The sequence below is a fragment of the Paenibacillus oryzae genome (genome assembly GCF_001675045.1).
Classification (GTDB): domain Bacteria; phylum Bacillota; class Bacilli; order Paenibacillales; family Paenibacillaceae; genus Pristimantibacillus; species Pristimantibacillus oryzae.
In genome coordinates, this window is record NZ_LYPA01000047.1 from 17,144 (window position 1) to 36,768 (window position 19,625).

The 19,625-nt window shown below is 51.0% G+C and carries 17 protein-coding genes; 11 read left to right on the top strand and 6 right to left on the bottom strand.

All coding sequences use genetic code 11. The annotated features are described in order from the left end of the window. Nucleotides 1-40: 40 nt before the first annotated feature. The gene (gene yhbH / locus A7K91_RS09170; protein ID WP_068681908.1) at nt 41-1,192 is read right to left on the bottom strand and encodes a sporulation protein YhbH; all 1,152 of its coding nucleotides are present in this window, start codon (nt 1,190-1,192) and stop codon (nt 41-43) included. A gap of 189 nt (nt 1,193-1,381) precedes the next feature. On the opposite strand from yhbH, the gene A7K91_RS09175 reads away from it, so the two are divergent. Both A7K91_RS09175 and A7K91_RS09180 read left to right on the top strand, forming a co-directional pair. Then, nucleotides 1,382-2,554 (top strand): exonuclease SbcCD subunit D, encoded by a 1,173-nt coding sequence (locus A7K91_RS09175; protein ID WP_068681910.1) that lies wholly within the window; start codon nt 1,382-1,384, stop codon nt 2,552-2,554. Next, entirely contained in the window at nt 2,551-5,676 is a 3,126-nt protein-coding gene (locus A7K91_RS09180; protein WP_068681912.1) for an AAA family ATPase, read from the top strand. Before A7K91_RS09175 ends, A7K91_RS09180 begins: the two co-directional genes overlap by 4 nt. A 99-nt stretch (nt 5,677-5,775) precedes the next feature. Here A7K91_RS09180 and A7K91_RS09185 read toward each other — a convergent pair whose 3' ends face one another. Continuing rightward, on the bottom strand, nt 5,776-6,273 hold the full coding sequence (locus A7K91_RS09185) for a phage holin family protein (protein ID WP_068681914.1): 498 nt from the start codon (nt 6,271-6,273) through the stop codon (nt 5,776-5,778). Nucleotides 6,274-6,337: 64 nt separating this feature from the next. Between A7K91_RS09185 and A7K91_RS09190 the strand changes: the two genes are divergently transcribed. Then, a complete protein-coding gene (locus A7K91_RS09190) occupies nt 6,338-6,724 on the top strand; it encodes a DUF423 domain-containing protein (protein WP_068681915.1) in 387 nt (128 codons plus the stop codon). 149 nt (nt 6,725-6,873) lie between these two features. Then, nucleotides 6,874-8,772, top strand: a complete 1,899-nt coding sequence (locus A7K91_RS09195; RefSeq protein ID WP_245697360.1) for a putative bifunctional diguanylate cyclase/phosphodiesterase — start codon at nt 6,874-6,876, stop codon at nt 8,770-8,772. A gap of 94 nt (nt 8,773-8,866) precedes the next feature. On the opposite strand, the gene A7K91_RS09200 is transcribed toward A7K91_RS09195, so the two are convergent. Next, a complete protein-coding gene (locus A7K91_RS09200; protein ID WP_068681917.1) occupies nt 8,867-9,331 on the bottom strand; it encodes a hypothetical protein in 465 nt (154 codons plus the stop codon). A gap of 177 nt (nt 9,332-9,508) precedes the next feature. Between A7K91_RS09200 and A7K91_RS09205 the strand changes: the two genes are divergently transcribed. Further along, nucleotides 9,509-9,805 carry a YunC family protein gene (locus A7K91_RS09205; protein ID WP_425415653.1) on the top strand — a complete coding sequence of 99 codons (297 nt, stop codon included), beginning with the start codon at nt 9,509-9,511 and terminating at the stop codon, nt 9,803-9,805. Between the two features lie 87 nt (nt 9,806-9,892). On the opposite strand, the gene mtnA is transcribed toward A7K91_RS09205, so the two are convergent. Further along, nucleotides 9,893-10,948 carry an S-methyl-5-thioribose-1-phosphate isomerase gene (gene mtnA / locus A7K91_RS09210; RefSeq protein WP_068681921.1) on the bottom strand — a complete coding sequence of 352 codons (1,056 nt, stop codon included), beginning with the start codon at nt 10,946-10,948 and terminating at the stop codon, nt 9,893-9,895. Continuing rightward, nucleotides 10,945-12,165 carry an S-methyl-5-thioribose kinase gene (mtnK, locus tag A7K91_RS09215; protein ID WP_068681923.1) on the bottom strand — a complete coding sequence of 407 codons (1,221 nt, stop codon included), beginning with the start codon at nt 12,163-12,165 and terminating at the stop codon, nt 10,945-10,947. Before mtnK ends, mtnA begins: the two co-directional genes overlap by 4 nt. 383 nt (nt 12,166-12,548) lie before the next feature. Between mtnK and A7K91_RS09220 the strand changes: the two genes are divergently transcribed. The 6 genes from A7K91_RS09220 to sufB all read left to right on the top strand — a co-directional run bounded on the left by A7K91_RS09220 (nt 12,549) and on the right by sufB (nt 18,418). After that, nucleotides 12,549-13,136: a DUF1802 family protein gene (locus A7K91_RS09220; RefSeq protein WP_082967329.1), complete on the top strand. Its 588-nt coding sequence runs from the start codon at nt 12,549-12,551 to the stop codon at nt 13,134-13,136. An 87-nt stretch (nt 13,137-13,223) separates the two neighbouring features. After that, nucleotides 13,224-14,003 (top strand): Fe-S cluster assembly ATPase SufC, encoded by a 780-nt coding sequence (sufC, locus tag A7K91_RS09225; protein ID WP_068681925.1) that lies wholly within the window; start codon nt 13,224-13,226, stop codon nt 14,001-14,003. A 20-nt stretch (nt 14,004-14,023) separates the two neighbouring features. Continuing rightward, a complete protein-coding gene (sufD, locus tag A7K91_RS09230; RefSeq protein ID WP_068681927.1) occupies nt 14,024-15,331 on the top strand; it encodes a Fe-S cluster assembly protein SufD in 1,308 nt (435 codons plus the stop codon). Next, nucleotides 15,328-16,554: a cysteine desulfurase gene (locus tag A7K91_RS09235; protein ID WP_068681929.1), complete on the top strand. Its 1,227-nt coding sequence runs from the start codon at nt 15,328-15,330 to the stop codon at nt 16,552-16,554. Before sufD ends, A7K91_RS09235 begins: the two co-directional genes overlap by 4 nt. Next, a complete protein-coding gene (sufU, locus tag A7K91_RS09240; RefSeq protein ID WP_068681931.1) occupies nt 16,541-16,969 on the top strand; it encodes a Fe-S cluster assembly sulfur transfer protein SufU in 429 nt (142 codons plus the stop codon). Before A7K91_RS09235 ends, sufU begins: the two co-directional genes overlap by 14 nt. Before the next feature lie 63 nt (nt 16,970-17,032). Then, a complete protein-coding gene (sufB, locus tag A7K91_RS09245; RefSeq protein WP_245697377.1) occupies nt 17,033-18,418 on the top strand; it encodes a Fe-S cluster assembly protein SufB in 1,386 nt (461 codons plus the stop codon). A 102-nt stretch (nt 18,419-18,520) separates the two neighbouring features. Here sufB and A7K91_RS09250 read toward each other — a convergent pair whose 3' ends face one another. Beyond that, a complete protein-coding gene (locus A7K91_RS09250; RefSeq protein ID WP_068681935.1) occupies nt 18,521-19,582 on the bottom strand; it encodes an HD-GYP domain-containing protein in 1,062 nt (353 codons plus the stop codon). Nucleotides 19,583-19,625: the final 43 nt, after the last annotated feature.

Consider the following 19,625-nt stretch of genomic DNA (forward strand, 5'->3'; position numbering starts at 1 on the left):
CTTTCGCGTGAGCAGGTTCCCGTTTCATTTTAACCCGGCGTCAGGCCAACGCAGGTTTTTTGGAGAAAAAGGCCGTAAGAGCTTTATATACTTCATTTTTTTCCTTAATAATGGAATACATGAATTTTTTGTCCTGAATATGCTTGTAGGCAGACATAAGCGTGCTGCTTCTATTATATTGGTTGACTTCTCCGTAGCCAAACATGTTGCAGCGCTCCAGCAGCTGGGCAATCAGCTTGACGCAGCGTTCATTGTCCGAGGTCAAATTGTCGCCGTCCGAAAAATGAAACGGGTAAATGTTCCAGCTTGCGATGGGATACCGGCTATCAATAATATCAAGCGCTTTGACATACGCGGATGAACAAATGGTGCCGCCGCTTTCGCCGCGCGTAAAAAATTCCTCCTCCGTCACTTCCTTGGCTTCGGTATGATGGGCGATAAACACAATCTCCACCTTTTCGTATTGCTGCCTCAGGAAACGCGTCATCCAGAAGAAGAAGCTGCGCGCGCAATATTTTTCAAAGGAGCCCATGGAGCCGGAAGTGTCCATCATGGCCAGAATGACCGCGTTGGACTGCGGCTTGACGATCTCCTCCCATGTTTTGTAGCGCAGATCATCCGGGCTTATGCCATGAATGCCGGGTTTTCCCGAGGTGGCGTTCCGCCGCAGATTTTCAATGATGGTTCTTTTTTTGTCGATATTGGACATGATTCCTTTTTTGCGGATGTCGGTAAACCGGATTTCCTTTGTTTCGAGCTGATCCTTGTCCTTATGCTGGAGGAAGGGAAGCTCCAGCTCCTGGAACAGCATCTGCTCCAATTCCGCAAGCGAAATTTCGGCTTCAATAATGTCTTCTCCGGGCTGATCGCCCGCACCCTCGCCCTTTCCGCCTTTTTTGGCAGCTTTGGGATCAACGCCGAGCACGTCCCCTACCTGACTGTCGCCATCGCCTTGGCCGATATGCTTGCTTTTATTGTAATTGTAGACGAAACGATATTCATCCAGGCTGCGGATCGGCACTTTAATGGTTTGCTTGCCGTCCGACATGACGATGCTTTCCTCGGAAACGAGATCGGGCAGGTTTTGCTTGATCGCCTCCCTTACCTTCTCCTGGTGGCGCGCCTGGTCTTGATACCCTTTGCGGTGCAGGGACCAATCTTCTTTTGACACAATAAACATTCCTGAACTCATTATCGGCCACCTCCTGCTTCAATGGTTGCTGTTAACTAATATATTCAAGCCCGGCTCTGTTATGTGAAGGAAATGAGCCTGCAATCGTCATAGAAGAGGCATATTTCACCTTGCTTCCTGTGTGGCGTGTCTTCAAGCTTCAATGATAGAATGGGAGAATAGAAGGCTGCAGGAGGGGAAGTGAGTGTTGTGAAGCTGTTTCATACGGCGGATTGGCATTTGGGAAAGCTGGTGCACGGCGTATATATGACGGAGGACCAGCGCTATGTGCTGGAGCAATTCATAGAGGCGGTGCGGGACGAAAAGCCCGATGCGGTTATATTGGCAGGCGATATTTATGATCGCGGCGTTCCTCCCGTAGAGGCGGTGGAGCTATTGGACTGGGCTCTGGAGCAAATCGTGCTGGAGCTGGGAACGCCGGTCCTTGCCATTAGCGGAAACCACGACAGCCCAGACCGGATAGCCTTTGGCTCCCGTTTTATGGAGAGCCGGGGGCTTCATTTGGCTGGCGGATATACGGGGGAGATCAAGCCGGTAGTATTAAAAGACGAATTCGGAGAAGTGCATGTGCATCTTGTGCCCTACGCCGACCCTGGTCAAGTGCGGCATGCGCTTGGCGACGACGGGATACGGACTCATCAGGATGCTATGGCCGCCATTACGGCAAAACTTGAAGAGAAGCTGGACCCTTCGGCGCGGCATGTGCTGGTGGGACATGCTTTTGTAACGCCGGCGGGCGAAGCCCAGCCTAATACAAGCGAATCCGAAAGGCCGCTTTCTATCGGTGGAGCCGAGCATGTCAGCGCAGCCTTATTCCAATCCTTTCATTATACGGCGCTGGGGCATTTGCATGGAGCGCATTATGTGCTTAACGAAACGATTCGTTACAGCGGTTCGCCGCTCAAATATTCCATAACGGAAGAAAATCACGATAAAGGGTATTTGGTCGTGGAAATGGACGGGAACGGAATGTCTGCTGTTCAAAAGAAACCGTTGGCGCCCAGACGGAATATGCGGCGGGTAATTGCATCGATTGAGGAACTGGAGCGCCATCCTGTCAATGACGATTATGTGTTTGTGACGCTGCTTAACGAAGCCCCGGTATTATTTCCGATGGAGAAGGTTAGAGCCGTTTATCCCAACGCCCTGCATGTTGCCCGGCAGACGGCCCCAGCTAGCCATCAGGATGCCCAAAGCGGCGTTTCGGAAGAAACGGCCGCCAAGCGAAGCCAAAGCGAACCTGTGGATTTGTTCGCGGGATTTTATCAGGAAGTGAAGGGCGTGCCGCTCACCGAGAAGCGTAAGTCATTATTTGCGGATATGCTTGAAGGCCTGCTCAAGGAAGAGGGGGCTGGCGCATGAAGCCGTTAAAGCTGGCTATGACGGCCTTTGGCCCTTACCGTAACGAGGAAATCATTGATTTTACGAAGCTGGGCGAGCACCGGCTGTTTGTTATTTCGGGAAATACAGGCGCAGGCAAAACAACGATTTTTGACGCCATTTGCTTTGCTTTGTTTGGTTATGCCAGCGGAGAGGACCGGATGGACCCCCGGATGCTGCGCAGCCAATTTGCGGATGAGGATACTCATACGGCGGTAGAGATGACCTTTTCGTCGGGAGGCAGGACGTATCGGGTGCTCCGCCAAATGAAGCATCGCAAAGGAGCCAACAAAAGCGAAACGGGCGAAAAATGCGAGCTGTACGAGCTGCTGGATGGAATGGAGCTGCCTGCCGTCGATCGTTTTATTACGACGGAGGTTAATGCGAGACTGCTTGCCATCGTTGGGCTGAGCAAGGAGCAATTCAGCCAAATCGTCATGCTTCCGCAGGGCGAATTCCGCAAGCTGCTAACCTCGGACACCGATAATAAGGAGGAAATTTTGCGCCGTATTTTCCGAACGGAGCTGTTTCAGCGGCTGCAAGGGAAATTTCAGCAGCGAAACCGGGAGCTGCAGGATAAGCTGAAGGAGCAGCGGGCCGGCGCGGCCGCCGTGATGCGGCAGGCTGCAGAAGCGTTGCCGCTGCGGGATGGAAGTCTCCTGCAGGCAACCTTTGGCCAGGAATCCTACAACAGCGTTCAAGTAGGTCAAGCATTGGCCTTGGAGGCGGAGCATTACAGGCTGCTGGAAGCCAGGGCCGGATTGGACAAGCAGGAAGCAGCAACAGGTTTGGAAAAGCTTCAGGAGAAGCTGCACGCTATGACGTATCTGAACGAGCGGCACGACGAGCTGGAGCTCAAGCGCCGCCAGCTCCACGAATACAGCATACAGAGCGATGCCATGGCCATTCAGGAGCAGGCGTTAAAGCTGGCTGCAACCGCGGAGACAATACGCCCGCATGAGGAGGCTGCGCTCCGCAGCGTACAAATCCGCCGGGAGCAGGAGATGATGCTGGAGCAGCGGATGAAGGAGCTGGAGGAGGCCGAAACGCGCCGCAGTCTGGCAAGCGCCAGGCTTCAGGACGAAGCCGCAAAGGAAGAGGAGCGGCATAGGGCCGAGCGCGAGCTGAACGCCATGACGGAGCTGCTTCCTGTTGTTCAAAGCTTGTCGGTCAGAGAAAAAGACCTGACCGGGCTTGACCGGCGCTGCAAGGAAGCCCGCGCTGCGGCAAGATCGACCGAAAACGCGCTGGCGGAAGGGCGAGCAAGGCGCAATGATCTCCTGCAGCACATTTTGGGCAGCGAAAAAGCGCTGAAGGAGCTGAATTCGGCTCTGCAGGAGTTGACTGGCATCGAAGCTTCCGGCAAAGCCATCAAGCGCCTGCTTGGCGTTTCGGAGGAGCTGCGCCGTTGCGTCCGCCTGGAACAGGAATTCAAGCATGAGCTTGCTTCCGCCCGCGAAGCGCACGAGACATTGGAGCAGGCTTGGGTTGAAGGGCAGGCAGGAATGCTTGCTTTCCATTTGCATGATGGACAAGCTTGTCCCGTGTGCGGAAGTCTGGAGCATCCAGCGAAGGCTGCAACTCACGGGAATATGCCAAGCAAAGAGCAGGTTCAGGCTGCAAAAGAACGTTTATCCCATGTGGAGCGTGAGCTTTTGGCAGTTCAGGCTCAAGCTGCTGCGGCGGCGTCCGTCCAGGAGCTCGACGACGAGGAATGGGAGGGACTGCTGCCCGGCATTGGCAAATTGCCGCTTTCTGAGGCAAGCACGGAAGAAAAGCTGCTGAGGAGGCAGGCAGAGCTTAGAGAAGCATGGAAGAGCGGGAAGGAGCGAGCCGGAAGCCTGCAGGCAGCCTCGGATGCGCTGGATGGCTTGAGGCAGCAGCAGAGCGAGCTGGAGAGCCGGCTTGCCGGGCTGGAGGCGGAGCTTGAGGCGTCAAGAGGCCAGGTGCGAAATCTGGAGCTGCGTCATGCCGCAGAGAAGGCGCTGCTGGAGCGCGAGCTTGATCGTATACCTGAAACGCTGCGGCGGCCCGAAGCATTAAACGAAGCAATAACGAGCGGACAACGGCGTTTGAAGGAGCTGCAGAGGGCTTGGCAGAGCGCGCAGGAGGAAGCTGCGGCTTCGGAAGCCAGACTGGCGGAATGCAGGGCATATGCCGGCGGGGCGCGTGAACGATATGAAGAGTCGCTTCGCGAAGAAGCGGAGAAAGAAGAACGGCTGAAGCGGGAGCTGGCGCAAGCCGGTTTCGGTACGGTACAGGACTACCGGAACGTGCTGCTTGAGGAAAGCCAAAGAGAACGTTTGCTTAATGAGCTGGAGCAATACCGCGCTAGCGTAGCGGCGTTGAAGGCTTCGATCGACCAATTGCATGAGCAGCTCTCTGGCACCTCCCGGTTTCCACTCGAGGAGCTGCAAGCCGCAATTATAGAGCAAAAAGAAACTCATGAAGGAGCTATCCGCGCGGAAAGCGAAGCCCGGAGCTATAGCCGCGAAGCCTTCCGGCTGAAGGAAGCGGTTGGGGCAACGGCGGCTTCGGTGGCCCGGCTGGAGGAGGAACTGGAGGATGTGCTGGACCTGTACAGCATGCTGAAGGGAGACAACAGCCTCAAGCTGTCCTTTGAACGGTATATTTTGATCGAATACCTGGAGCAAATCGTAAGCATGGCAAACGTGCGTCTAGCTGAGCTGTCAAACGGGCAGTTTCAGCTGCAGCGGAGCGACAGGCTGGAATCCAGAGGCAAGCAAAGCGGATTGGGTCTGGATGTATACGATGCGTATACAGGCCAGCAGCGGGACGTCAAAACCTTGTCCGGCGGAGAAAAATTCAATGCATCGTTATGCCTTGCGCTAGGTATGACTGACGTTATTCAATCCGTGCAAGGAGGGATTTCTATTGAGATGATGCTAATTGACGAAGGGTTTGGCTCACTAGACGAGGAATCTCTGCAAAAGGCTGTAGCCGCGCTTGTCGATTTGCAAAAGCGAGGACGAATGATAGGTGTCATTTCCCATGTGGGAGAGCTGAAGGAGGCCTTTCCGGCATGTCTGGAGGTTCACAAAACGAAGGAAGGCTATAGTAAAACAAAATTGGTCCTTAAATAAGGGCTTTAAAGCGGAAAACGGGCTTGCATGGCGCGGGGACAAAAAACTCCCCTTCCTTTAACAAAGGAAGGGGAGAGAATGTACAAGTAAGCGGGAAAGCTAGGAGGCGGCAGCCATGCCCGCCAAACCGATGATAAACAGTCCGATTGCCCCTACAAAAACAAGGCCGTTCAAAATCAAGCCGATAATACCGAAAACCTTGCGCTTGTTTTTGGCAAATACGGCGATTAAGCCAAAGATGAGACCAAGGAAAGCCAGGCCGACGGCTCCCACAAAAAGGACCATGGCGCCAAGCATACTAGTAACGGCTCCCTTGAATTCTTCGTTTTCCAAAATTTTATTGCCAAGCTCCGTTTGATCCTGATATTGCTCCGTCATAGAGAACATTTCGTTAAGCAGGTCCTCGTTGTTTGTAAAGTTGGATACGGATGAACTTATGATGAGGGAACCGATGATGATAAGCAGGACAGAAACAATGGCTATAACAAATGATGTGATGCCTAAGCCGGAATGCTTGAGCGGCTGGTCAAAGCCGACCGGCTGTACCGGGCTAAAGCCTTGGTTGTTGGACGGGAATTGATTTTCATTATTTTCCATTACTCTAACTCCTTTTATATGTATTTAATGAATTATACACAAAAACGAAAGGATTGAAAACAACATGATTCCCAAATATTTTGTAATCGGAGCAATTAATGCAGCATTTGCCATTGCGCTGGGCGCGTTCGGAGCCCACGCGCTGGAGGGGCATTTTTCCCCGGATCGTCTGGATACGTTTGAAACAGGTGTCCGTTATCATATGTACGGAGCGCTTGGCCTTATGCTGATTGCGCTGCTGGACAAGCTGGCGGGAGGAAGCCGGCTGATCGTTATCGGAGGCAAGCTTCTTTTGGCAGGTATGCTTATATTTAGTGTGAGCTTGTATGTGCTGGTTTTAGCGAATATCCCTATGCTGGGTGCGGTGACGCCGATCGGAGGCTTCGCCATGCTGGCAGGCTGGGGCTTCGTTATCGCAGGCGCGCTTAAGCTGAAAGGAAAGCAGGGGTAATACAAGTTCATCCGCGGCTTCGACAGCATTCGCGTCCCGGAAAAGGCGGTTTGCTGTCGTTCAAGCAAATATTTCTATGACAAATTATTGATTTCGTTTATAATAAAGCTGACAATGAGTTGACTCGACGCGAGGAAGGAAGTTTGTGTGTGGCTGAAGACATAAATAAAACGCCTAAAGCACGGCTCCGACAACGGAAGATGACGGTTCTGAATGAACCGTGGACAATGATAGCTGGCATAACCGCGTTAGCATTATTGTGGCTGCTAATTACCTTTTTGGTCATTCATGACGCCATGTACCGGTGGACGTCGTTTACGGTGGCAGCATTGCTGCTGGCTACCGCCCTTTTGCTTTATTTGCGCCGAAACCCGCTGGGAGGCATCCAGAAATACCATGGAGCCATTGCGGACGCATTGCTTGTATCCGACGCGGTTCCGCTAACCGTGCTGGATTCATCCGGCTATGTCGTGGAGTTAAATGAGGCTTCCAGTCTGATGCTGGGCTACCAGCGATTCGAGCTGATTGGCGAACCTTTGATTACTCTTATTGATCCCGGAAGCCGCACGACGCTCAAACAGGCGCTTGAAGAGGCGGCTCAAGGCTCTATTACGAGAAACAATGTACATATTAACCATCGCTCGGGCTTTCCGCTTGAGCTGCAAATCATATGCTCCCCGATGCAGAGAGACGGAATTATTATCGGGTCCCTGCTCATCTGTCAGGATCTGAGCGACCGCAAGCGCAATGTTGAGCGGATACGCTATATGGCCTATTACGACGATATGACAGGGCTGCCTAACCGTACTTTGTTCCAAATCAAGCTTACGGAAAGTTTGGCCAGCGCCGGGGAAGAAGGCCGGCTGGTGGGCGTTTGTTACCTGGATCTCGACGGCTTTAAGCTGGTTAATGCATCCTTCGGGCGCGAATTCGGAGATATGCTGCTGCTTCAGGTGGCGGAGCGGGCAACGCGCGGCTTGTCGGAGCAAGACCTGGTTGCCCGAATGGAAGGCGATGAATTCGCATTTCTGTTTCATTCCATCTCTTCCGAGGACGAGCTAATGGAGAAAGCCAATAAATTGCTGAAAGCAATCGAGGAGCCATACGAATTAAAGGGGTTCCCCGTTCATATCACAGCCAGCATGGGCTTGGTGACAAGCTCGCAGGCGCTTGATGACGGCTATACCATGTTCAAAAAAGCGGATATCGCATTGGTCAAAGCAAAGGAAAACGGGAAAAGCGACTGCAAGCTGTATTCCGAAAGCTGGGAAAATTCATCCTTTGAGCGTTTAAAGCTGCAGCATGAGCTGTACCAGGCTATTCAACGCAATGAATTTGTGCTTCATTACCAGCCTCAGTATGATCTTGGCGGAGGCGGCATTGTTGGCGTCGAAGCGCTTGTCAGATGGAATCATCCCGTTCGCGGACTCCTGTCGCCTGGCGCCTTCATTCCGCTTGCAGAGGAAAGCGGAATGATCGTTCAGATTGGCGATTGGGTGCTGATGGAGGCATGCCGTCAAAACAAGGAATGGCAGGACGAGGGCCTGCCCCCGATGCCTGTTGCGGTCAATCTTTCCATCCGGCAATTTATGCAGCATGATCTGGCAGCGCGAATTGCCGAAGTGCTGCAACTAACCGGCTTGGAGCCGCAATATTTAGATTTGGAAATTACAGAATCCATGACCATTGATGTTGGCCATGTCACCCGCTGTTTGCTGGCGATTACGGAGCTTGGCGTTGGGATAAGCGTTGACGACTTTGGAACGGGGTACAGCTCGTTTCATTATTTGAAAAACTTCCCGATCGACCGGCTCAAAATAGACCGTTCCTTTGTCCGGGATATTCAGCAGGACCCTGACGATGCTGAAATCGTGGCGGCCATTATTGCTATGGCCCACAATCTGAACATTCAGGTTATCGCTGAAGGCGTGGAAACAGAAGAGCAAATGGAGTTTTTGCGCAGACATCAATGCGATGAAATGCAAGGATACTTCCGCAGTCCGCCTGTATCCCATGACCGGATTGAACGAATGCTTAAGGCTGGTTAATTACGCCCTATACATAATGAGCCTGCTCCGCATGGTAACGAATGAGTCGTTATGATGTGGAGCAGGCTCTTTTTTGCTGGATGGGAGTCCTTGTCTAATCCAAAATATCCTCAATTTCGGTCATTCTGAACGTATACACCTGTTTCTCGTCCACATGGTAAATGGTAATCAGCTGTTCGTTTTCGTCGATGTTAATGACTCGGCAGGGGATATTCAGCGTAATACCCAGTCCCTTGTTCACAATTAGCCGGATAAGCGCGTTGCTTTTCATAAACTTATGCAGGCTATTGAATCCGGGTAATTCCTGCTCTAGTTCAGGCTGTTTTTTTGGCGGGGTTGGGAGCGTTACGGGAATTTCAGAGCGCTGATTGTTTTCGACCAGCATTTGCTCTATGAGTTGGCCAAGCTGAATGCCGGAAGCGATGCGGTAATCTTTAAATCCGTTTGTATTCAAGGCTTTTAGCAATTGCTCCAATGCCTTGGCGTGATGGACATCTTCTACGAGAATGTCAACATTGAAGAGGTAGTTGGCTGGAGTGCCTTTTTGCTGGTTATTCATATCGAATGCTCCCACTGTTTTTTTAATTACAACATTTATTAATATACCACTAAATTTGCAGGGTACATAGACCTATATATTGGAACAATCCACACTGGGGAATGAAGGGAGCATATACTGTTTATTGCGATTGATTGGATATTTTATAGGTCCTGGGAGGTGGGTCATTTGGTGAAAATGGTTCCTTTTACACTGGAGAGCGGCGCTACGGTATTGGGGGTTGAAGTCAAGCTTCCCAAAACGACATTGTTATCCATTTCAACGGATCGGGGTTATATTATGTGCGGCGCGTTGGACGTTGCCTTGCTCAATGATAAGCTTAAAAGCCGTGAAATCATTGCCGGCCGCGCGGTTGGCGTACGCACATTGGAAGAGCTGCTGGCGGCTCCGCTGGAATCCGTGACGCACAAGGCCGAAGCGATAGGCATAACGTTGGGGATGAAGGGAGCAGACGCGCTGCAGCTCATGCTTTGATACAGCTTGGAGATCCTGATTTTGAGAAACCTCTTCAGCCGCTACTGCTATAAGAGAGAAGCAGCGGCTGCAAGAGAGCCCTAGCTATCATTGATGGAAAAGCTTGGCCAAATTTTCCTTGAACGGGGCTTGAATGATGCCTTTTTCGGTAATGATGGCCGTTACATACTCATTAGGGGTGACATCGAACGCGGGATTAAATACTTTGACGCCCTCCGGAGCGGTCCGTTTGCCAAAACCATTCGTAACCTCCTCGGCGCTGCGTTCCTCGATTGGAATTTCCGCGCCGGTAGGCGTTTCCAGATCAATGGTTGAAAGCGGGCACGCAACATAAAAAGGAATGCCATGAGCTTTGGCCAATACGGCTACGCTGTAGGTTCCGATTTTGTTGGCAACGTCGCCGTTTGCAGCCACGCGGTCGGTGCCTACTATAACGGCGTCAATCCAGCCTTTGGACATGACCATGCCGGCCATATTGTCGCATATCAACGTAACGTCAATACCCGCTTGATGCAGCTCAAACGCCGTCAAGCGCGCTCCTTGAAGAACCGGACGGGTTTCGTCCGCAAAAACGCGGATGGACATGCCCTGCTCCTTGGCCAAATAAAAAGGGGCCAGCGCCGTACCATATTTGGCAGTTGCCAGGCCGCCGGCATTGCAATGCGTCAAAACGCCCATGTCATCCTTAAATAACGACAAGGCATATTCGCCGATTAACCGGTTGGTCTCTTCATCCTCGCTTTGGATAGCTATTGCCTCCTGAAGCAGTCCTTCTTTAGCGGCCTCAAGCGTTATAGACTGGCCTGCAAGCCGAAGCGCCGCAGCCTTCACCCGGTCTAGCGCCCAAAACAGATTAACCGCCGTTGGCCTGGAGGTTGCCAGGTACGCGGAGTCGCGAATGACGGCTTCCTGCCATTCCTGCAGATTTGATGCCGTATGGCTGCCAAGAACAACGCCGTATGCGGCGGCAATTCCAATAGCAGGAGCGCCTCTCACCTTCAAATGGAAGATCGCCTCCCACACATCTTGAACAGTCGTTAACGGCAAATAAACAATTTCCTCCGGCAGAAGCCGCTGGTCCAGCAAATCCAGCTTGCCGTCCTTCCAAATAAGCGATTGCAGCCCGTTATAAAGCGTGGTCATGTTGAATGAACATCCTCTCTTGTTGCTGCAATTTCCAGCAAATCTCGTATGGAATTGGCCTTGCGGTTTCTGCGGATTAATGCCGTGCCTATGGCAAGCGCAAGCCTCTGCGCTGCTTCTCGTTTTGCAGCATCCGGAATCTGGTCGATATCCGCGACATGGGACAGGCCTACGATACGGCGTACCATTTTGGCTCCGGCAAAACCGATGGAATCTTGAAGAAGACGTTTCATATAAAGTTCCCGATAGCCCGGCGCGGATGAAGCCATCCGGTCGACGCCATGCTGATCCCAGAGCGCCCGAAATTTGGAGTCGAAGGCATTCCAAATCTCTTCTATTGTACGAAGCAAATAGGTTCGGAACGCAGCACGCTCCTGCTCGTCCCTGCTCCAGTGGACTTGTCCGGCATAATTCAAGAGCAGATTCGCAAAAACGGCTCCTACATCAAAGCCAATCGGTCCGTAGAAGGCGAATTCGGGATCGATAACTTTTGTTGATTCAGGAGTGGCAAAAATGCTGCCCGTATGAAGGTCGCCATGAAGAAGAGCCTGGGCCTGGGTCAAAAATTTCTCGCGCAGCAAAGCGATTTCCAGATGCAGCTCCCCGTCAGTCCGAAGAGCCGCGGCGGCATCCTCCAGATGGCTATCGTAGCTATTGTTTGGAGAATCGGTGTAGGGATCGTCAAAAATAAGATCCTCTGTAATTTTACAGAGCTCAGGATTAATAAAAGCTTTGACGAGCTGCTTTTTGTCCTGCTGGTTCATGCCGAGATCCGAGGTGAAAAACAGTGTATTTGCCATAAATGTGGATATATGCTCGCTGAACAGGGGGTAGCGCGTGCCCTCCATCAGACCCCTGCGCATAATATGATGGCTGCTCAAATCCTCCATCGCTGTCAGCGCAAGCTGGGCATCATAATGATAAACCACTGGCACAAGTCCCGGAGCAAGCTTGCCCTCCAGCATTAGTTTTTCGCTTTCTATGCGAGCGCGGTCGAGGGTGAGCGGCCAGGACTCTCCAACAACTTTGGCATAAGGCAGCGCTTGCTTCAAAATGACGCTGGCTCCGTTTGCCGCGTCTGTAATATGAAACACCAGGTTCAAGTTGCCGTCGCCGATTTCCCGGCAGGACAACTCGGCGTTTTCCGGAAACAGCTGATTGATTTCCCGGGCAATTTGTATCGCTTTTTCTTCGTCTAATGGACGATAGGCGGTCATGCCTATACACCTCCGGATGAGTATGATGTCATTGCCCAACTATAAGAGCAGCGCGTTAGAAGATACCCCCTAGTATAATAGAAAATAATAATGGATGGAATACCTTAGGGTATGTATGAAAAACCGTTTGGGGTCATCTTGCACAGCCTTTTGTCCCCCTGCTGCGTCCATTTTGCTTGACTTGCCCCGGTAAGCCTGCACAAAACTTCCTTGTATGGGACGAATAATTCGCACTACCTCTCGGAGTATTCAGACACAATCCAGGAAGGCTGTTCAAAAAGTAAGAGGCTTTATTGTTTATGCTTGCGGAAAACCTCAGATTAAGTTGACTTCCGCCGTGCTTTTTCCCACAATAGAGGAAACGAATCAATGGGGGACAAGTGATGAGCGTAGAGAATAACATGCAGCCCGTCGCACTCAAGGAATGGGCCGTGTCGGTTAAGGCGTTGCAAGAAGGCAAACAGATTATCGTCATGCGCAAAGGCGGAATTATTGAAGAAACACGAGATTTTCGCCTGCTCAGCCACAGCTTCTATCTCATGCCGGCTTACGAGCATCAGCGTAAGGAATTGCTGAAGCCGCTATACTATGACGATATGGATGAGACGCTGGTGAACTGGTCGCCTGATATGGGGGAAATGACGCTGTCTTCCTATGCCGAGGTTAGCGACGATATTGAAATCCAAGACCAGGAAACGCTGGACCGGCTGAGGGATCACCATATTTGGAATGATACCTTTGCAGAGGAGAGGTTGAAGTGGAAGCGCAAAAATCCTCTTCATTTACTTATTTTGAAGGTTTACAAGCTTGATAAACCGATCTCCATTCCGATGAAGCCGGCGTATACGGGATGTAAATCCTGGGTAAGGCTGGAGGATGGGATTCCTGAGCGGAATATGTCTCCCGTTATGCCGGAGTCGAAATTTGCGGAGGAAAGAGACAGAATAAGAAGGGCTATCATTGATTTATAACTAAAACTATATTAAAATGATTATTGAGAATCAGTGAGAATCAAAAAATGTCATTTAAAAATATAACCGTGGAGGGATAAGCATATTATGGCAACGCATTTTGTCATCGATGGTCTGAAAGCAGAAATCGAAGGAAAAGAGATTTTGAAGGGAATCAACCTGGAAATCAAGGGTGGAGAAATTCACGCGATTATGGGCCCTAACGGCACAGGCAAAAGTACGCTGGCATCCGCGCTCATGGGTCATCCCAAATATGAAGTGACGGAAGGCACAGCTACAATGGACGGCGAAGACCTGCTTGAAATGGAAGTGGATGAAAGAGCGCGCGCTGGTCTGTTTCTGGCAATGCAATACCCAAGTGAAATCCCGGGCGTAACCAACTCCGACTTCCTTCGCAGCGCAATCAACGCTCGTCGCGAAGAAGGCAGCGAAATTTCACTTATCCGTTTCATTCGTCAAATGGAAGGCAAGATGAAAGAGCTGGAAATGAATCCGGAGTTTGCGCACCGTTACTTGAACGAAGGTTTTTCCGGCGGCGAGAAAAAGCGTAACGAAATTCTGCAAATGATGCTGCTGGACCCCAAAATCGTCGTGCTCGACGAAATTGATTCCGGTCTGGACATCGACGCATTGCGCATTGTAGCTAATGGCGTTAACGCCATGCGCTCTGAAGATCGCGGTTTCCTCATTATTACGCACTATCAGCGTTTGCTGAACTATATTACTCCTGACTTTGTCCATGTCATGATGCAAGGCCGCATCGTTAAATCCGGCGGTCCTGAGCTTGCGCAGCGCCTTGAGAACGAAGGCTACGACTGGGTAAAGGAAGAACTGGGCATCGTTGACGAAACCGTCGGCCAGTCTTAATACGGGAGGAGGCAGATAAAATGAGTACACAATTGACGACTCCAACCGACCGGAACTCTGCAGAAGAGCTGGCGCGGAGCAAAGGGGAGCCGGAATGGCTTGTCAAGCTTCGCGGCGAAGCCGCGGAACTTGCGGGCGAGCTGGCATGGCCAAAGCCGGAGAAGGTTCGGATTGAACGCTGGAATTTGACTGCGGTTGGCAGCTATGCCAAGCCGGCTCCAGCGGCATCCCTGGCCGAACTGCCGGAGGATATTGCGTCGCTTGTAGCGGAAGGAACGGAAAATCTGGTTGTTCAACGCAACTCGGGCGCGATCTGGCGCGGGCTTTCTCCAGAGCTGGCTGCCCAAGGCGTTATTTTTACAGACCTCGAAACGGCTTGCACGGAGCATGGCGAGCTCGTTCAGCAATATTTGTTCCAGGCCGTCAAAAAGGACGAGGACAAGCTGACTGCATTGCATGCGGCTATCTGGAACGGCGGCGTATTTCTGTACGTGCCAAAAAATGTGGAAGTGGAATTGCCGCTTCAAGCTGTTCTTTACAATGATGCTGAAGCCGCATCGTTTGCTCCGCATATTCTGATTGTTGCCGAAAGCAATAGCCGCGTCACTTACGTCGACTGCGTTGTAACGGATAAAGCAGCGGTTTCGTCTCCGTTTGTTCATCCGTCCGTCGTAGAAGTATTTGCAAAATCCGGCTCGCTTGTACGTTTTGGCTCCATTCATTCCCTTGGCTCCGCTGGCGTCGACATGACGTTCCGCCGCGCTGTAGTGGAGAACGACGCACGCGTGGAGTGGATCATCGGCGATTTGAATGACGGCAACACCTTGTCGGATACCAAGTCCATTATGAAGGGCCAAGGCTCTACCTCCGACGTTAAAGTAATCAGCGTAGGCAATAACGCTCAGCAGATGAGTTTGACTACGCAAGCTGTTCATTTTGGCAAAAGCTCGGACAGCAACATGATTACTCGCGCTGTTATGAAGGATTCCGCTTCGGCGATCATCAATGGCATTACGAAAATTGAACATGGCGCTACCAAAGCCAATGGCGTTCAGACTGAAAAGGTTCTGATGCTGAGCCCTAAAGCGCGCGGTGACGCCAACCCTATTCTGTTGATCGATGAAGACGATGTAACAGCGGGCCACGCGGCAAGCGTAGGTCAGGTTAACCCAGAGCAGGTTTATTATCTTCGCTCTCGCGGCATTAGCAAGCAGGATGCTGAACGATTGATCATCTACGGATTCCTTGCCCCTGTCGTATCGGAAATTTCGGTCGAGGCGGTTCGGACCCAGCTTCAGCAATTGCTGGAAAGGAAGCTTGAGGGATGAATATACATGCAGTAAGGGAGCAATTCCCGATTCTGCATCAAGAGGTAAACGGGCATCCGCTCGTTTACCTGGATAGCGCGGCGTCTTCCCAGAAGCCGCGTTCCGTCATTGATGCGGTAAGTCGTTACTACGAGCTGGACAATGCCAATGTGCACCGCGGCGTGCATACGCTTGGCTCCCGCGCGACGGACGCGTACGAGGGGGCCCGCGAGAAGGTAGCCGCATTTCTGAATGCGGAATCGCCGGAGCAAATTATTTTTACCCGGGGAACAACTACCGCGCTTAATCTGGTGGCTACCGGTTATGCGCGCTCGGTTTGCGGTGAAGGCGACGAAATTGTCATTACGCCGATGGAGCATCACAGCAACCTGATTCCATGGCAGCAGGCGGCAAAGGCGACAGGCGCAACGCTGAAATATATTCCGCTGCAGCCGGATGGAACGTTATCGCTGGAGGATGTTGAAAAAACGATAACTCCGCGTACGAAGGTCGTGTCCGTTACTTATGTGTCCAATGTGCTCGGCGTCGTTAACCCCATTAAAGCCATCGCTGAAATCGCGCACCGCGCTGGGGCCATAATGGTGGTTGACGGAGCGCAAAGCACGCCGCATAAGCGGGTTGACGTTCAGGATCTGGGAGCCGACTTCTATGCTTTCTCCGGGCACAAAATGTGCGCCCCAACGGGCATCGGCGCCTTGTATGGCAAACGTACGCTTCTGGAGAATATGGAGCCGATCGAATTCGGCGGCGAAATGATCGATTTTGTAGAGCTGTACGACTCCACCTGGAAGGACATTCCTTATCGTTTTGAGGGTGGCACTCCGGTTATCGCTGGCGCTGTTGGTCTTGGCGCGGCAATTGATTTTTTGGAGAGCGTTGGCCTTGACGAAATTGAACAGCATGAAAGACGTCTGGCCGCTTACGCCTATGAACGGCTGTCGACAATCGAAGGACTGCAAATGTACGGTCCAAAGGAAAACAGGGTTGGGCTGATCACCTTTAATCTGGATGACGTTCATCCCCATGATGTGGCAACCGTGCTGGATTCCAAAGGCATTGCTATCCGTGCGGGACATCATTGCTGCCAGCCGTTAATGCGTTGGCTGAATGTTTCGGCTACGGCACGAGCAAGCTTTTATTTATACAATACCGAAAGTGACATTGATCACTTAACCGATGCGCTAATCCAAACAAAGGAGTTCTTCGGTCATGCAATTGGATGATTTGTATCGCAGAGTCATTATGGATCACTACAAAAATCCGCGAAACCGGGGCACGATGGATGAGGGAGCGGTTACGATCAATCTCAACAATCCCACATGCGGCGATCGCATTTCGCTTCAGCTTCAGGTGGAGGACGGCGTAGTGAGCAACGCTAAGTATACAGGCGAGGGCTGCTCCATCAGCATGAGCTCTGCATCTATGATGACGGAAGCTGTCAAAGGAAAAAGCTTTCAGCAGGCATTGGAAATGGCAGAACGCTTTTCTTGCCTGATGAAGGGCGAGGATGTTGAGTTTCAGGAAAACGAGGACATCGAGGCGTTGTCAGGCGTCAACAAGTTTCCGGCCAGAATCAAATGCGCTACGCTTGCTTGGAACGCATTGCGCAAGGGCATAGAGAACGAAGCAAAGTCTTGATTCGACGGTTCAACAACTTTAACTTCAAAATGTAAAAGGAGCGTGAATACCTTGGCTAAATCAATGCCGGAAATGGAAGAATATAAATACGGTTTTCGCGACGAGCATAAAGCGATCTTTCAATCGGGTAAAGGGCTGACACCGGAAATTGTCCGCACGATTTCTGAAATGAAAAATGAGCCGGAGTGGATGCTTGAATTCCGTCTCAAATCGCTGGAGCAATTCAACAAAATGCCGCTTCCGCGCTGGGGCGGCGATCTGGACGATCTTGATTTCAACGACATCCAATATTACGTTAAGCCTTCCGAGAAGCAAGGCAAAACGTGGGAAGAGGTTCCACAGGAAATCAAGGAAACGTTCGATAAGCTGGGCATTCCTGAAGCAGAGCAAAAGTTTCTGGCTGGCGTATCCGCTCAATACGAGTCCGAGGTTGTTTACCACAGCATGCAGGAGGACCTGGAGAAGCAAGGCGTTATCTTTACGGATACCGATACGGCTCTCCGCGAATATCCTGAGCTGATGAAGGAATATTTCGGTACAATTATTCCTCCGACGGATAACAAATTTGCGGCGCTGAACAGCGCGGTTTGGTCTGGCGGATCGTTTATTTACGTACCAAAGGGCGTTCAGTGCGAAATTCCCCTTCAAGCGTATTTCCGAATCAACTCCGAAAATATGGGGCAATTCGAGCGTACGCTTATCATTGCGGACGAAGGAAGCTCCGTTCACTACGTCGAGGGCTGTACGGCTCCTATCTACAGCACGAACTCGCTGCATAGCGCGGTCGTTGAAATCCTGTGTAAAAAGGATTCCCGCGTTCGTTACACTACGATTCAAAACTGGGCGCCAAACATCTACAACCTCGTTACAAAACGTGCTGTTGCAGACGAAAATGCGACTATGGAATGGATCGACGGCAATATTGGCTCCAAGCTGACCATGAAATATCCGGCGGTTGTATTGCGCGGCCGCGGCGCTAAAGGCATGGTATTGTCTATTGCCGTTGCAGGTAAAGGCCAGCACCAGGACGCCGGCGCAAAAATGACGCATCTGGCTCCAGACACCAGCTCCACTATCGTGTCCAAGTCGATCAGCAAACACGGCGGCAAAGTAACGTACCGGGGTCTGGCATCCTTCGGACGCAATTCCGATGGCGCTAAAGCCAACATCAAATGCGATACGCTGATTCTGGATAACCAGTCCACATCGGATACGATTCCGTACAACGAAATCCTTAACGACAACATTACGCTGGAGCATGAAGCTACGGTTTCCAAGGTATCCGAGGATCAGCTCTTCTACCTGATGAGCCGGGGACTTAGCGAAGACGATGCTACACAAATGATCGTTATGGGCTTTATCGAGCCGTTTACCAAAGAGCTGCCGATGGAATATGCGGTTGAAATGAACAGATTGATCAAATTTGAGATGGAAGGCAGTATCGGTTAACTGCCAACCCCGTTTCATGAAAAAGGCCTGATACCTCGGGACGCGAAAACGTCCCTTGTATCAGGCTTTTTTCAATATAAGTATGTACACCATACAATAGCTTTACAAAAACACCTGCTTGATCTCGTAATCCCGCTCGATGCTCATATCGATAAAGTCTTCGCCGATTTGAACCAGCGGGCGGAAAAACTCGGTTGGATGGGTCATGATGATAATGCCCATTTCTTCATTGTTAAGCAAAACATTTTTACCGATAAAGTTAGGGATCATATGGCGGATAAACGCATGAGTGGTTACGGGATCAAGCTCCGTAAAGCTGAGCCGGTACAATTCCCGGAGCACGTACAGCAAATCGCGCTCCTTTTGGTACACCCGTGCCGAAATCATGGCGCTGTAGATGTCTACAACCGCAACTATTCGCGCATAAGGATGAATCTCATCGTCCTTTAAAGCATGAGGATACCCGCTGCCGTCCATTCGCTCATGGTGCTGCAGCGCGGTCAAAGCCAGATCGTTATCCTGGAACGATTCCAGAATAATATCATGCCCGTATATCGTATGGCGTTTGACTTCGTCGAATTCATCGGTCGACAGTTTTTCGGGCTTGTTTAAAATATCGTCATTTATTTTGGATTTGCCGATATCATGAAGAAACCCGGCTCGTCCAATCTTGGTGCATTCCTCCGGGGAATAGTCCAGCCAGGTTGCCAGATAATAGGATAACATGCCGACCTGTACGGAGTGCTGGTAGGTATAATCATCTTGCGTATTGAGCAGAAGCAGCATGGATACAACATCCCGTTCAAGCTGCAAATTATTAAGCAGCGGGTGGAGAATGTTGTCTACAACAGCTGTATCAACCTTTCCTTCATTAAGAGCGGAGGAAAAAAGCTCTTGGATTGTTTTGACTGCGTTTTCATATATTGGCTTGACTGTAGGAAGCCATTTAGGATTTACCGTTGTTTCCAACGTTCGCTGCAATGGCTCAGGGCTTATTGAAATACGCTCTTCTATATCAATAAAATCAATCTGGTGTTGAATTAGCCGAGAGATTTCCGTTTTGGTAATCTGGGCTCCCTTAGAGAGCACATGCAACCCGTAATGGTTAAAAACATCATTACTTAACCGGTCTCCGTCCAATAAATCCGATACATGAATCCTCATAGAGACACCTCAAAATGGCTTAGTATGCTCCTCAAGTTGCAGG